Here is a 15,060-nt window from a genome sequence, read left to right as displayed (position 1 = left end):
AAGGTGGAAGACCTCCGCAATGTAGGGCGTCACCCATCCCCGCGCTGCGAAATGTGACGACAGGGGGGTAAAAAGGGGCAGGCGGAGGCTGGTAGTGACGAAATTCGGCGGCGAAAGGGGACAGAAAAGGTAAAATCCAGCGATGAACCTCGATCAGCCCACCACTTTCGACGCAGAAGCGGATTTCCCTGGACCTCCTCCAGACACCGTGCCCGCTGCTTCTGCGTCCATCGCTACGTCCATCGCTGTGCCTGCCGGTAACGACCTGCTGGCGCGCTACCAGCCGTGGCGGCATATTGTAGAGCCGGGTTTCTGGATCGTTTTCTTTTGCTTTGAAGTAATGATGAACAGCCTGGTGACCTGGCTGGACATCCGCCGCGCCGGCTTGGGGTTTGCCACCTGGGAACCTGTGGTATGGGAGCTGAGCAGCAACCTGGTCGTGCTGGCGCTGATTCCGGCCATCCTGGCATTTGAGCGGCGCTACCCCTTGCAGTTTTCCACATGGCGGCAAAACTGGCGCCTGCACCTCGCGGCCAGCGTCGTGTTTTGCCTGGTGCATGTGACGGCGATGGTGGCCTTGCGCAAGCTGGTGTACCTGCTGGCCGGTTATGACTACGATTTCGGCGCGTGGATGCGCGAGACAGGTTATGAATACCTGAAGGATGTGCGTGCCTATGTCGGCATCCTGGCCGTGGTTGCGCTATACCGGCTATTGCTGTTGCGGCTGCAAGGCGAAGCCAGCCTGCTGGCCGCGCCCGAATCCGGCCCTCCGGTGGAGCCGATAGAACATCCGGAACGCTTCCTCGTGCGCAAGCTCGGCAAGGAATTCCTGCTGCCCGCGGCCGAGGTAGAGTGGCTGCAAGCCTGGGGCAATTATGTGAACCTGCGGGTGAGGGCGCATGACTACCCGCTACGCTCGACCATGGCGGCGATAGAAAGCCGGCTGGATGCCAGCCGCTTCGTGCGCGTGCACCGCAGCTACATCGTTAACCTGGATTACGTGCAGGAGATCGTGCCGCTGGATTCCGGCGACGCCCGCGCCACCATGCGCGACGGCAGCCAGGTGCCGATCAGCCGCCGCTACCGCGATAACCTGCGCAAGATGTCGGGCGCCTGAGCGGTTTTACCGCATCCCTGTTATCACTGCGCCTGGTACAGCGTTACTACACAAGCCCCGCCCAGCCCCAGGTTGTGCTGCAAGCCTATGCGGGCGTTGGCTACCTGCCTGTCTTGCGCGGTGCCGCGCAACTGGTGCGTCAGTTCATAGCATTGCGCCAGGCCGGTTGCGCCCAGTGGGTGGCCCTTGGACAGCAGGCCGCCGGAAGGGTTGGTCACGACCTTGCCGCCGTAGGTATTGTCGCCATCATCGATGAACTGCTGTGCGCCGCCGGGCGGACACAGGCCCAGGGCTTCGTAGCTGATCAGCTCGTTCTGCGCAAAGCAGTCATGCAGTTCCACCACGTCCAGGTCTTGCGGGCCTATCCCTGCCTGTTCGTATACCTGGCGTGCGGCGGCGCTGCTCATGCTGTAGCCGACCAGGTTCATCATGTCGTGGCTGTCCAGCGTGTCGGGCCGGTCTGTCGTCATGGCCTGCGCGGCGATGCGCACGTCCAGGCGCAGGCCGTGGGCTTTGGCATAGCGTTCCGATACCAGCACAGCGGCTGCCGCGCCGCAGGTGGGCGGGCAGGCCATCAGCCGGGTCAGCACGCCGGGCCACAGCATGGGCGCGTTCATTACGTCGTCCACGCTGAGTTCCTTGCGCAGCAGTGCCAGCGGGTTGCGCGCCGCATGGCGGCTTGCCTTGGCGCGCACCTTGGCAAAACTTTCCAGCGGCGTGCCGTATTTCTGCATGTGGGAGAGGCCCGCACCGCCGAAGTAGCGCAGCGCCAGCGGCAGCTCCGGCATGCCGACCAGCGCTTCCGCCTCGCGGTCGAAATCTTCAAACGGGCTGGGTCTGTCGTGGAAGACCGTGCCCAGCGCGCCCGGGTTCATCTGCTCAAAGCCCAGCGCCAGCACGCAATCGGCGGCGCCGCTGCTGATGGCCTGGCGCGCCAGGAACAGCGCGGTGGAACCGGTGGAGCAGTTATTGTTGACATTGAAGACAGGGATGCCTGTCATGCCCAGCGGGTACAGCGCTTTCTGGCCGGCGGTGGAATCGCCATACACATAACCCACATAGGCTTGCTGGATGGCGGCGTATTCCAGCCCGGCATCGGCCAGCGCCTGGCGGCCTGCGGCGGCCGCCATCAATGGGTAGGGATCGCTGGCGCCGGGTTTGGCAAACGGGATCATGCCGACACCGGCGACGAAGACTGGATGCGTCATGCTTTTTCTCCTGCGGATATGGATGCAGACGCAGATGATGGGACTGGCTTATTGTCCAGCATCGTTGCGCGAATTTCTTTCTTGAGCACCTTGCCAACCTTGGAGCGCGGCAGGTCGGCCCAGATTTCCACCTGCTTCGGCGATTTCACACTGCCGATGCGGGCCTTGACGAAGGCCTTAATATCGTCGGCCTGCACCTGCCGGCCGGCATGCAGCTGCAGTACGGCGACTACACGTTCACCCCATTTTTCATCCGGCAGACCGATGACGGCGCTGTCCTGCACGTCCGGGTGCTGCATCAATACCTGCTCCACTTCCACCGAATACACATTGAAGCCGCCGCTGATGATCATGTCCTTGGCGCGGTCCACGATATGCAGGAAACCTTCGTCATCCAGGTAGCCGATGTCGCCGGTATGATGCCAGCCGAAGCGGGATACTTCCCGCGTCGCCTTCTGGTCCTTGTAATAACCCAGCATCACCAGCGAGCCGCGCACGACGATCTCGCCGGTTTCGCCCTGCGGTAGCAGCGTGCCCTTGTCGTCCATCACGCTGCATTGCACCAGCGGGCCGGGGCGGCCGGCGGAGGTCAGCCGGTGGCGCGCGATGGAGCCGTCTGTATTGAAATGGTCGGCGGGCGCCATCATGGAAATCATCATCGGCGCTTCGGTCTGGCCGAACAGCTGCGCCATGACCGGGCCTATCTTGTGCAATGCTTCTTCCAGCCGCGCGGCGGCGATAGGCGCGGCGCCGTACCAGAAGCATTGCAGCGAACTCAGGTCGCTGGCGGCCAGCAGCTCATGCTGCAGCAGCATGTAGATCAGTGTCGGCGGCAAAAAAGTATGGGTCACGCCATAGTGGGCGATCAACCGCAGGAATTCGCCCAGGTCCGGCTTGGGCATGATGACCACGCGCCCGCCCAGCGCCATCACCGGCAGGCACAGTACGCCGGCCGCATGCGTCAGCGGCGCCAGCGCCAGGTAGACGGGGCGGCCATTGAACGGGTAGCCCATCAGCGTCAGCGCCGACATGCTTTCAAGGTTCCCGCCGGATAGCATCACGCCCTTGGGCGAGCCGGTCGTGCCGCCGGTGCCGGCGATCATCGCCACGTCGTCCACGGGCGCCACGTCCAGCGGCTCTGCGCCGGCGTCGTGCAGGTATTGGTCTAGCGACGACGCATAGGGCATGGTTCGGTCCAGGCAGACCAGCGCCGTCAGCTTGGGCAGTGCAGGGCGGATCTGCTCCACCAGCGCCGCATAATTGCTGTGGAAGAGCAGGCACTGGCAATCGAAGGCATCCAGCACGAACTGGTTTTCGGCTGCCTCATTGCGCGGGTTGATCGGGCACCACACGGCGGCTGCGCGTGAAATGCCGAACACGCAGGCAAAGGCCACCGGGTCATTCCCCGACAGTACCGCCACCTTGTTGCCGGGCTGTACGCCCAGGCTTTGCAGCACACGGGCGACCTGGTAACTCAGGCGTTGCGCCTGGGTGTATGACAGGTCTTTCCCGTTCATCGTGAGGCAGGGCGCATCGCCGCCCAGCATCGCCCCTTTGTCGAGGTAGTCAATCAAGCGCATGGTTTTTCTCAATAGGTAAGGCCGGACGCTGCTTGCCTGCATGTGTATATGTGCAGGCAGCGCCCGACAAAGTAGATCAACTTATTTTATTATTTATTGATCGTGACCACTGGTTCCATTGCCAGGCCAAAGCTTTGCAGCACGCCCAGCAGCTCGCGGTGGCCGAAAGCCTGGCAGGCTGATGCAAAACCGGTGCGTTTCGGCGCCTGTTGCAGCAGCGTGTAGGCGGCATGCGCCTGCAGCAGGCCGGTCTGCTTGTAGTTGCAATTGCCGTGGATGACGCAATGCACGCGTGCCAGCGGGCCGGAACCGTAGACAGAATCCAGCGAGATATTGACGCGCGGATTCTCGCGCGGCGGTATGCCGGCCTGGATGGATGCTGCAATCGCCGCCAGTTGTTCTTCCCGCTTGTCCGCAGGCAGCGGCGCGATCTGCTCTTCATACATTTTTTGCGTGGCGATAAAACCTTCCATCACTTCGCGCGCAAACACGCCGCCCAGCGCCTTGCAGTTGGCCACCCGCGGATCATTCTTGAACCAGACCGGATGCGCGGTGCCCGCCCACGGCGTCACCACCGCCGGCACATGGTGGCCGGGCACGTTGACTTCAAAGTGCGTGCTTTGCGGCCATTCGACGAACTTGTTCTGCTCCAGGTAGTACCACTTGGCTTTCAATATTGTGAAGATGGTCTGCGTGGATGCGTAAGTCGGCATGCCTTTCCACAGCACCAGGATGTCCAGTGTATCGATGCCCGGCGTTTCCAGGCAGATGTTGGCCGCGATCTCGCCGGTGGTGTACATCTGCGCCAGGCCGGGCGACAGCAGCAAGCCTTTTTCGGCGAACTTCTTGCCCCAGCGTTCCTGCGCCTCCAGCAGCCAGTCCTGTTCACCGGTGGTATCGGTATAGTGGCAGCCTGCCTTCAGGCAGGCTTCCGCCACTTCATGGCCGTACTTGATGAACGGACCCACCATATTGCTCACTACCTGCGCGCCGCGGAACAGCTCGGTCAGCGCTTCCACATTGTGTTCCACTTCCACCACCTGGTAATCCGCGGTCTCTATGCCGGGGATTTTGTCCATTACGTCCTGTATGCGCGCTGCATCGCGGCCGGCGGCGATGAAAGGCACATTCATCTCGCGCAGGTATTCGCAGACCAGGCGTCCGGTGTAGCCCGAGGCGCCGTACACTATGACTGGTTTCTTGCTGCTCATGTTTGTCTCCTGAAGATTGCTTATTAAATGACGGGCATAGCGGGGCCGGCCGCTGGTATTGCCGGCCCCTTGCTGCTGATGTGTTTATGTTTTTTTCTACATACGGAGGTGCTTACATGCCCATGCCGCCATCCACCGGCAAGCCCGCGCCGGTAATGAAGCGCGCCGCATCGGAGCACAGGAAGACCACCGCATCGGCCATGTCCGGCACTTCACCCAGGCGGCCCAGCGGGGTCTGGCCGATCACGTCGCCGATGGCCGATTCCACGTTGGGCCACAGGCCCGCTTCCACGACATCACCCGCCAGCTTCATGCCCATGTCGGTTGCGACCAGGCCGGGGTAGATGCAGTTGACGCGCACGCCGTAGCCCAGTTTTCCCGATTCCATCGCACCCACGCGTGTCAGCCGGTCCACCGCCGATTTTGTGGCGGAGTAGCCGGCAATGGCAGGGAAGGCGATGGTGGCTGCCACCGAAGAGATATTGACCACTGCACCACCCTGGCCCGCGCTGCCCTTGGGTTGCATGGCCTTGAATGCGTGCTTCAGGCCCAGCAGCGAGCCGACCACGTTGACATCCATCATGCGGCGCAGGTCGTCTGCATCCACGTTGACGATCAGCGAAGTGATTTCTATGCCGGCATTGTTGACGAGGATGTCGAAGCCGCCCAGCTCGCTGACGGTGGCGGCCACGGCGGAAGCCCAGTCGGCATCCTTGGTGACATCCAGCCTGGTGAAGGCGGCCTTGCCGCCGCCGGCGGATAGTTTGCGCGCCGTTTCCTGCCCTTGCTCGGACAGTACGTCGCCTATCATGACTGAAGCGCCGGCTTTCACCAGCGCTTCTGCAATACCTGCACCAATGCCGCGCGCAGCACCGGTGACGAGAGCCTTGCGGCCCGTCAGATCGAACTTGGTCATTCTTGTCTCCTGTTTGTTTTTTATGGTGAAGCAGATTGATCGTAGAACTCGTCTTGACAACTGTCAAGAAAATATTGGGCAATTGTCCAGATTATTTTGGGCAACTGTCAAATAAATGATGTGGGCAGGCCACAAAATGCCCATTCCATAGGGGCGGCGTGCTATGCTTTCTGTATCTAAAGCATGCCGACACAGCAACACCATGAGTACAGTCAAGGAAAAACCAGCCGACAGGGTGCCCGCATCACGCGTGGACAAGTTCGCCGAACGCCGCGCCGAACTGGGCGAAGCCGCGCTGCAAACGCTGGCGACACTGGGCTATGCCCGCACCAGCCTGCGCGAAATCGCGCAAAATTCCGAGTTCTCGCACGGCGTGCTGCATTACTATTTCAGCGACAAGGTAGACCTCATCGTCTGTAGCGTGCGCCAGTACAAGGCCCGCTGCGTCACCCGCTACGACAAGGCGACAATAGAAGCCACCAGCGTGGAAGAATTGATGGCCGGTTTCCTGGCGGCGCTGGGCGACACGCTGCGCGATGAAGCCCACATGCACCGCCTGTGGTACGACCTGCGCTCGCAAGCCCTGTTTGAAGAAGCCTTCCGCCCCGATGTGACAGACATCGACAAGAGCCTGGAAAACATGGTGTGGCGCGTGATGAGCCGCTTCTCCGAACTCTCCGGCATACCGCCGGCACTGCCGCCTTCCACCGCCTATGCCTTGCTGGACGGCCTGTTCCAGCAGGCGCTGTTCAAACACCTGTCCGGCGATGCCGATGCGGTGACGACGATGCAGGCGGACGTGCGCCAGGCGATCTCCACACTGATGGGCTTAGCCGCGGCTTAGTTCACGGTAAACCGCGGGTTGGTACCCTGGATAAAACGCAGCCATGATCATCCCCTCTCCCGCGTGCGGGAGAGGGTTAGGGTGAGGGGCGTAAATCAAGGCAGAAGAGATTTGTTCCCGCGTCTTTGCAATACGCCATTCAATGCGGAGCTTGTCTGTGCCGCTTACGAATGGCATCAGCTTCATTTAATCCTCCTCACCCTCATCCGAACCCTATCCCGCACGCGGGAGAGTGAATGCGCGCAATGAAAGTTGTCTGATATATTTGACGAACGCGTTTTATTATTGCGCCGTCGCGCATCCTCCTTTTTTCTTCCCTCCGCTGCATTCCGATTTCCTCAAAATCCGCCGCATAAAATTCGGATAAAACCATGTATCTACCGGCTAAATTAGCCGCCACATTGGCCACACTGCAAACTTGCGCGCCGGTCGGCAAGCGGAGCTATACTGTCCGCACAACAAGAAACTCAGGAGTTTTTATGTCTTCAGTTCCAGAACAAGGCAAGGCGGCTTTTGTCGCACAAATTCAGCAAATCATGGCTCAATCCGTTGCTGCCGCAGAGCAAGAACAGGCGAGGCAATTCGTTTCACAGTATTACGGCGATGTCGACGAGGAAGATTTTCTTACCCGCGACCCCAAAACCTGGGCTGCAATCGCCCTGTCCCATTACCAGTTCGGCCGCGAGTTTGCCAGCGGCGCTCCCAAAATCCGTATCTTCAATCCCAAGCTCAGCGACAACGGCTGGGATGCCGCCCGCACCGTGGTGGAATTCATCAATGACGACATGCCCTTCCTGGTCGATTCCATTTCCATGGAAATCAACCGTCAGGGCGGCGCCGTGCAATTCATCGTCCACCCGCTGTTTGCCGCCGAGCGCGATGCCAAGGGCGTATGTTCATCGCTGGCGCCGGGCCAGGGCGGCAAGAAGCAGGAAAGCTGGATCCATATAGAGCTGGACAAGATCACCGATCCCAAGCGCCTGGCCGAGTTGGAAGAAGGCCTGGGCAGGATACTGTCCGATGTACGTTCCTCGGTCGAAGACTGGCCGCAGATGACGCAGAAAGTGCCGGAAATCCTGGCCAGCCTGGGCGGCGCCGCCAAGGTCGTGCCGCTGGAAGAGCTGGATGAAGCACGCGCCTTCCTGCATTGGATGGCGGACAACCATTTCACCTTCATCGGCTACCGTGAATATGAGCTGAAAGAAGAAAACGGCCAGGACGTGATGTACATCGTCGCCAATTCCGGTCTGGGCATCTTGCGCGAGCCGAAAGCCGGCGGTATTTCCGAAAGCTTTGTGCAGTCGTCGCCCGAAGTGCGCGAACTGGCCCGCAAGCCGCAGATCCTGGTGCTGACCAAGGCCAATTCCCGCGCTACGGTACACCGCGCCGGTTACCTCGACTATGTCGGCGTCAAGACTTTCGATGCCAATGGCAAGGTCACAGGCGCGCGCCGTTTTGTCGGCCTGTATACGTCCAGCGCCTACCACGCTTATCCGAAAGAAATCCCGCTGCTGCGCAACAAGCTGTCGCGCGTGATGCAGCGTGCCGGCTTCCCGGAGCATAGCCACGCCGGCAAGAGCCTGGTGTCCATCTTCGAGACGCTGCCGCGCGATGAGCTGTTCCAGATCGGCGAGGATGAGCTGTTCAATACCGTCATGGGCATCCTGCACCTGGGCGAGCGCAGCCGCACGCGCCTGTTCGTGCGCCGCGACGACTATGCGCGTTTCTATTCCTGCCTGATCTACCTGCCGCGCGAAAGCTACAACACCGAAGTCCGCATCCGTATGCAGGAGATACTGAAACGCGCCTTCAACGGCATCAGCGTGGAATTCAATTTGCAGTTGTCCGAATCCGCCTTGGCGCGCGTGCACATGCTGGTGCGCACCGATCCGGGCCCTACGCAGCCGGTGGATGTAAAGGCGCTGGAAGCGCAGCTTGCGGCTGCCGTGCGCCGCTGGGAAGAGGGCGTGTTCGAGCACCTGGGCAAGATGAAGAGCGAAGAGATCGCCAACCAGGCCCGCCGCGAATTTGCCCTGTCCTTCCCCGCCGCCTACCGCGAAGATGTCTCGGTGGACCAGGCGGTGGACGATTTCCTGGCCAGCCGCAGCCTCAGCAGCGCTGCGCCGATCGCGATGTCCCTGTACCGCCCGGCGCCGGCCGACGCGCAATCCGATGCGCTGAGTACCTTGCGTTTCCGCCTGTACAGCCTGGGCCAGGCAGTGCCGCTGTCCGGCAGCCTGCCGATGCTGGAAAACATGGGTGTGCGCGTGGAAAGTGAGCGTTCATACGTGATAGAGCGCGCTGACCTGCCGCCCATCCACATCCATGACTTCGGCCTCAGCCACACCTTCGGCGATCTGCAGTTTGAGCAGGTCAAGCCCAAGTTTGAAGAATCCTTCGCCCGCATCTGGGGCAAAGAGGTGGAGAACGATGGCTTCAACCGCCTGACCCTGGCTGCCGCGTTGTCCAGCGACGAGATCGTCATGCTGCGCGCCTATGCAAAATACCTGAAGCAGGCAGGCTTTACCTATAGCCAGAGCTACATAGAGCAAACGCTGTCCAAGCACACCGGCATCACGCAGGCGCTGGTGCGCCTGTTCCATGCGCGCTTTGTGCCTGCCCATTCCGAAGGACGCGACAAGTCCATCGCCATGGCAGCAGCGGCGATTGAAGGCCAGCTGGACAAGGTTGCGGTGGCGGATGAAGATTTTATCCTGCGCCGTTTCCTGGCCGTGCTGCAGGCGTCATTGCGCACCAACTATTACCAGATAGGCGAGGGCGACAAGCGCAAGCCTTACCTGTCCATCAAGTTCGACTCCAGCAAGATACCGGAACTGCCGCAGCCACGGCCGATGTTTGAAATCTTCGTTTACTCGCCAAGGGTGGAAGGCATTCACCTGCGCGGCGGCAAGGTCGCCCGCGGCGGTTTGCGTTGGTCCGACAGGCCAGAAGATTTCCGTACCGAAGTGCTGGGCCTGGTAAAAGCGCAGATGGTCAAGAATGCGGTGATCGTGCCGGTGGGTTCCAAAGGCGGCTTCGTGCTGAAAGCCGCGCCGCCTGCGTCCGACCGCGAAGCCTATCTGAAAGAAGGCGTGGCCTGCTACCAGACCTTCCTGCGCGGCCTGCTGGATCTGACGGACAACCTCATCAAAGGCAAGGTCGTGCACCCTGAAGGCGTGGTGCGCCATGATTCGGACGATCCTTACCTGGTCGTTGCCGCCGACAAGGGCACAGCGACCTTCTCCGACTATGCGAATGCCATCAGCGCCGAATACAATTTCTGGCTGGGAGATGCGTTTGCATCCGGGGGGTCGGTCGGCTATGACCACAAGAAAATGGGTATCACCGCGCGCGGCGCATGGGAAAGCGTCAAGCGCCACTTCCGCGAATTCGGCGTCGATACGCAAAGTACCGAATTCACCGTGGCCGGCGTCGGCGATATGTCCGGCGACGTGTTCGGCAACGGCATGCTGCTGTCCAGGCACATTCGCCTGATCGCCGCCTTCGACCATCGCCATATCTTCCTGGACCCGACGCCGGAGGCGGCGAGCAGCTTTGCCGAACGCGAGCGCCTGTTCAACCTGCCGCGCTCGTCATGGGAAGATTATGACAAATCGCTGATCTCGGCTGGCGGCGGCGTGTTCTCGCGCGGCGCCAAGAGCATTCCGCTGTCGCCGGAAATCCAGGCGGCGCTGGACATCAATGCGCAAAGCATGACACCGGTGGAACTGATGCGCGCCATCCTCAAGGCGCCGGTGGATCTGCTGTACAACGGCGGCATCGGCACCTATGTCAAGGCCAGCTACCAGAGCCACGACAGCGTGGGCGACCGTGCCACCGATGCCCTGCGCGTCAATGGTAATGAGCTGCGCTGCAAGGTCGTCGCCGAAGGCGGCAACCTCGGCTGCACGCAGCTGGGCCGCGTGGAATATGCAGCGCACGGCGGCCGCATCAACACCGATGCAATCGACAACTCCGCCGGTGTGGATTGCTCCGACCATGAAGTCAACATCAAGATTCTGCTGAACGCCGTCATCGAAGGCGGTGCGCTGCCGGAAAGCGAACGCAATGAACTGCTGGCCAGCATGACCGATGAAGTCGGCCTGCTGGTGCTGAAGGACAATTACTACCAGACGCAATCGCTGGCGGTCTCCGGCGTGCGCAGCGACAGGATGCTGGATGCGCAGGCGCGCTTCATCCGCCACCTGGAAAAAGCCGGCCGCCTGGACCGCGCGGTAGAGTACCTGCCGTCCGAAGAAAAAATCAGCGAGCGCAAGGCGGCCAAGCAGGGCCTGACATCGCCGGAACGCGCGGTGCTGCTGGCCTACAGCAAGATGGAACTGTTCGATGAGCTGATCAAGTCCGACCTGATCGATGACGACTATGTCGCACAGGCGCTGACCAGCTATTTCCCGCAAGCTTTGCAGCAGCGTTTTGCCGACATCATGCCGCGCCATCCGCTGAAGCGCGAAATCATCGCTACCGTCATTTCCAACGACACCATCAACAGCACCGGCAGCGTATTCGTGCACCGCATGCGCGAGGAAACCGGCGCCACTGCGCCGGAAGTGGTGCGCTGCTTCATCCTGGCGCGCGAAGTGTTCGGCATCAGCAAGCTGTGGAAAGAGATTGATGCGCTGGACGGCAAGGTGCCGGCCCAGGCCCAGTCTGAAATGCTGATTGACGCCGGCCGCCTGATCCTGCGCGCCACGCTGTGGTTCCTGCGCCGCCGCTCAATCAAAATGCCGATCACGCAGGTACTGGAATTCTTCTCGCCCGGCGCCGCCGTCATCGCGCGCGATTCCGGCAGCTACCTGGCGGAAGAAGACCTGAACGCCTGCCGCGCCGCGCAAAATACGCTGGCAGAGCAGGGCGTGCCGGAACAGGTGGCGCAAACCATCGCCCGCCTCGACAATATGTATGCGCTGCTGGACGTAGTGGAAACCTCGCACGAATCCGGCCGCCCGGTAGAACTCGCCGCCGCGCTGTACTTCAAGCTGGGCGGCAAGCTCGGCCTGCGCTGGGTCGCCTCGCAGATCAGCAAGCTGCCGTCCGACACCCACTGGCAAACCATGGCCAGAGCCGCCATGCGCGACGACCTCGCCAGCCTGCAACGCCAGATGACAGCAGGCATCCTGGCCCATTCGCCAGACCTGAAAGACCCGGACGCATTGCTGGCAGCATGGGCGGAGCACAGCGGCAAGGCACTGGTGCGCGTGAATGAAGTGATGGCCGATGTGAAGGCTGCGCGCGAGTCGGATCTGGCAATGTTGTCAGTGCTGTTACGGGAGTTGAGAATGCTGGCGTAAATGCTGCCTGATCTGATAGCGTTTTAGCTCAACCTGCCAAATTTGCGAAGCCGGCATAGAACGGTAGGTTGGGCAAGCGCTTTATCTGCCCAACGTTCTATGCATGACCACAGGTTGCTGAATGAAACTGTACCGTTGAATCTGGAGATGTTGGGTTGACGGAGCGTCATCCCAACCTGCGAAATCAGTTTGCAAACACGGATAAGATTGAGGTGCATCGCCAGTCTAAGTCCCCTTAACATAGCTACCATGCGATACCGACGATCCGATATCCCCGGCGCTACCTATTTTTTTACCGTTAGTCTGGCTGACAGAAAAAGCCAACTTCTTGTTGAGCACGTGGATTTGCTTCGCAGTGCTATTCGCCAGGTTAAACAATCAAACCCGTTTGACGTCATCGCCATGGTGGTGATGCCGGATCACTTGCACGCGATCTGGCGTCTGCCGGAAGGTGACGCCAATTTTCCTTTGCGTTGGTCTTTAATCAAGGCCGCTTTTTCGAGAGCGCTACCGAAAGTAGAAATTGTTCCGGATAGTAGAAGGAAGAAGCGGGAGCGTGGCATCTGGCAGCGGCGTTACTGGGAACACCAGATCAGAGACGACGATGACCTGGAAAAGCATGTGGCCTATATTCACTTTAATCCAGTGAAGCATGGCTATGTAGAGAAGGCAGCCGACTGGCCGTATTCCTCAATTCATCGGGAAATTATGCTGGGAAATCTGGATGCCGGCTGGGCGTTTCTCGAAGATGTGAATATTGCGGAATAGCGTCGAAATACCAGGCGCTATAAGGAGGTGTTTTCGATTTTGAAAACGTTAGGCTGATGAAGCGTTAGCCCAACTTGCCAATTTAGCGAAACCGATCTTGGGACGGTAGGTTGGGCTAAAACTCTATCTGCCCAACATTCTGTGCGTAACCACAGGCTATTGAATAAAGCTGGGCCGGTGATTTTGGAAATGTTGGGCTGATAAAGCGTTAGCCCAACCTACAGATATAGCGGAGTTCCTTTTGAAGCGGTGAGTTGGGCTAGCGTTTATCCGCCCAACATTTTCTGAATAACTGCAAACGATTCCAACTTTCCTGGCATTGTGACTAGATTTTTATCGTACCATGAGCGTCAAACCTCAGAATCTTTCTCGCCATTTTTCGACCCCATGCGCCTATCTTCACTTCTGACCATCGCTACCCTTTTCCTCCTGCCGATACTCGCGGCTGCACAACAAGTCTACACCGACCTGTCCTCGCAGCCTGAAGGAAAAATCTATTTCAACAGCGTCACACCCAAATCCAAATGGGACTTGGTGCACCGTAAATACGACAAGACGCCGACTGTTATCTGGGCAAATCTTTATCTGCCCAGGGAGATAAAAGGGCGCATCCCGGCGATGGTGATTTCGCACGGGTCGGCGGGTTTGCAGGATAAGGATGTGCAGCGCTGGGCGCGTGCCTTTAATGAGATGGGGATTGCCGCGTTTGTTGTCGATTCTTTCGGCCCTCGTAACATCGCCAATACCGAAGCCGACCAGGGTAAGCTGAATGCCGCCGCAAACGATGCCGATGCGCTGGCGGCACTCAGGCTGCTGGCGACCGATCCGCGTATAGATCCGCAGAAAATCGGCCAGATCGGTTTTTCAAGAGGCGGCGGGGTGGCGCTGGAAATGACGATGGAGTCCTTCCGGAAAGGCATCATTGACGACGATACCAGGTTTGCCGCGCTGATCGCTTTTTATCCCGGCTGCCCGCAAGTCTGGTGGACCACGCCGGCGCCCAGACTGAGCGGCGCGCCGCTGATGATGGCGCTGGGAGAGAAGGACAACTACACACCCGCCAGGCTGTGCCAGAATTTTGCGGAAATCATGCAGCGGGATCAGCAGCAGGTGGAGGTGCATGTGTATCCCGGCGCTTATCATGATTTTGATAATACCACTCCCTATTTCAAATACCACCCGATGGCAACATCGGCGCAAAAGTGCCCGCAAGTTCAGTTTGATATGGAGCACGGTGAATACCGCTATCTGCTGACAGGAGAAAAGCTGGCATCGCTGGCGGCGGTGGAGGAGTTGATCAAGGCTTGCCTGATCCGTGGCGTGTCCACAGGGTCTAATATTGAGCAGGGAAACAGGGCGGAAGCGGATGTAAGAGTATTCCTTCAGAAAGCGTTTCATCTGCAATAGGGAAGCATGCGCGCGGCGCAAAGTATTTTTCATATCGCCGGCACACCGGCTTTCCAGATGCGTGTATGAGAGTTTTATCGTACTATCGTGTCATCGATCGGCCTGCCGACCGCTTCAAAATCCTACTCTTCAGTGATGAATACCATGCGTCTACTTCCACTTCTGGCTATCGCAGCGGCTGCCTTTCCGTCTCTGGCCTCTGCCCAGCTGGCGGCCTCCGCCCCCGCTGCCCTCGCTGTACCAGCTGCACCAGCCCCATTCAAAGCTCCTTCCACCTCTCCACCGCAGGTGGACCTTGCGCCCGCCTTCCTGAAGCGCATCCACACGATTACCGATGCGTTTGAAAAGATAGACGGTATTTCCTATGAGCAGGCGGTGGACCTCTACAAGCGTGATCCGGAACGCAATGCCAATCTGGCGCTGTGGGAGGAAATATTGAAGGCGTATAAATCCTACTGCCACTTCCGCTGCAAGACCGAGATAGAACAGATGGATGTCTACCGCGTGCTGTTGCTGCGCTCCATGTACACCGAGGATGAGGCACTGCGGCAGGCGCACACGCGTGTGCTGAAACCGGAGCAGGCGAGGACGCTGATGCGCTACTACAGCCTGCCGCCCAAGCCCATGGATGCGCCCGCCAGCGCTGCAAAATCCAAGTGAACAAAAATGAGCTCAAATGAGCCAAAAACGCATTTGCAGT

Annotated in this window: 10 protein-coding genes; 6 read left to right on the top strand and 4 right to left on the bottom strand. The window is 59.6% G+C overall.

Features of this window, described 5'->3' with window-relative positions; translation table 11 throughout:
* The first annotated feature begins 142 nt into the window (after window positions 1–142).
* A complete protein-coding gene (locus ACO0LO_RS19125) occupies window positions 143–1,117 on the top strand; it encodes a LytTR family DNA-binding domain-containing protein (RefSeq protein WP_422966349.1) in 975 nt (324 codons plus the stop codon).
* Window positions 1,118–1,140: 23 nt separating this feature from the next.
* Here ACO0LO_RS19125 and ACO0LO_RS19120 read toward each other — a convergent pair whose 3' ends face one another.
* The 4 genes from ACO0LO_RS19120 to ACO0LO_RS19105 form a co-directional block, all read right to left on the bottom strand.
* The gene (locus tag ACO0LO_RS19120; RefSeq protein WP_422966347.1) at window positions 1,141–2,325 is read right to left on the bottom strand and encodes a lipid-transfer protein; all 1,185 of its coding nucleotides are present in this window, start codon (window positions 2,323–2,325) and stop codon (window positions 1,141–1,143) included.
* Window positions 2,322–3,905: an AMP-binding protein gene (locus ACO0LO_RS19115; protein ID WP_422966345.1), complete on the bottom strand. Its 1,584-nt coding sequence runs from the start codon at window positions 3,903–3,905 to the stop codon at window positions 2,322–2,324. Before ACO0LO_RS19115 ends, ACO0LO_RS19120 begins: the two co-directional genes overlap by 4 nt.
* Window positions 3,906–3,994: 89 nt before the next feature.
* The gene (locus ACO0LO_RS19110) at window positions 3,995–5,116 is read right to left on the bottom strand and encodes a DUF5938 domain-containing protein (protein ID WP_422966343.1); all 1,122 of its coding nucleotides are present in this window, start codon (window positions 5,114–5,116) and stop codon (window positions 3,995–3,997) included.
* Between the two features lie 112 nt (window positions 5,117–5,228).
* A complete protein-coding gene (locus tag ACO0LO_RS19105) occupies window positions 5,229–6,032 on the bottom strand; it encodes an SDR family NAD(P)-dependent oxidoreductase (RefSeq protein WP_422966341.1) in 804 nt (267 codons plus the stop codon).
* A 202-nt stretch (window positions 6,033–6,234) separates the two neighbouring features.
* Between ACO0LO_RS19105 and ACO0LO_RS19100 the strand changes: the two genes are divergently transcribed.
* From ACO0LO_RS19100 to ACO0LO_RS19080, 5 genes are all read left to right on the top strand, one after another.
* Window positions 6,235–6,876, top strand: coding sequence for a TetR/AcrR family transcriptional regulator (locus ACO0LO_RS19100; protein ID WP_422966339.1), 642 nt, complete (start codon window positions 6,235–6,237; stop codon window positions 6,874–6,876).
* 479 nt (window positions 6,877–7,355) lie between these two features.
* Window positions 7,356–12,185, top strand: coding sequence for an NAD-glutamate dehydrogenase (locus ACO0LO_RS19095; protein WP_422966338.1), 4,830 nt, complete (start codon window positions 7,356–7,358; stop codon window positions 12,183–12,185).
* A 249-nt stretch (window positions 12,186–12,434) separates the two neighbouring features.
* On the top strand, window positions 12,435–12,953 hold the full coding sequence (locus ACO0LO_RS19090; protein ID WP_422966336.1) for an REP-associated tyrosine transposase: 519 nt from the start codon (window positions 12,435–12,437) through the stop codon (window positions 12,951–12,953).
* A gap of 387 nt (window positions 12,954–13,340) precedes the next feature.
* Window positions 13,341–14,360, top strand: coding sequence for a dienelactone hydrolase family protein (locus tag ACO0LO_RS19085; RefSeq protein WP_422966334.1), 1,020 nt, complete (start codon window positions 13,341–13,343; stop codon window positions 14,358–14,360).
* 144 nt (window positions 14,361–14,504) lie between these two features.
* Complete coding sequence (locus ACO0LO_RS19080; protein WP_422966332.1) at window positions 14,505–15,020, top strand: hypothetical protein; 516 nt, start codon at window positions 14,505–14,507, stop codon at window positions 15,018–15,020.
* Window positions 15,021–15,060 lie beyond the last annotated feature (40 nt).

The sequence above is a fragment of the Undibacterium sp. TJN25 genome (assembly GCF_049339885.1).
In the GTDB taxonomy this organism is placed as follows: domain Bacteria; phylum Pseudomonadota; class Gammaproteobacteria; order Burkholderiales; family Burkholderiaceae_D; genus Undibacterium.
Note: the sequence above shows the minus strand (reverse complement) of the source record. Positions and strands in the feature narration are given on the sequence as shown.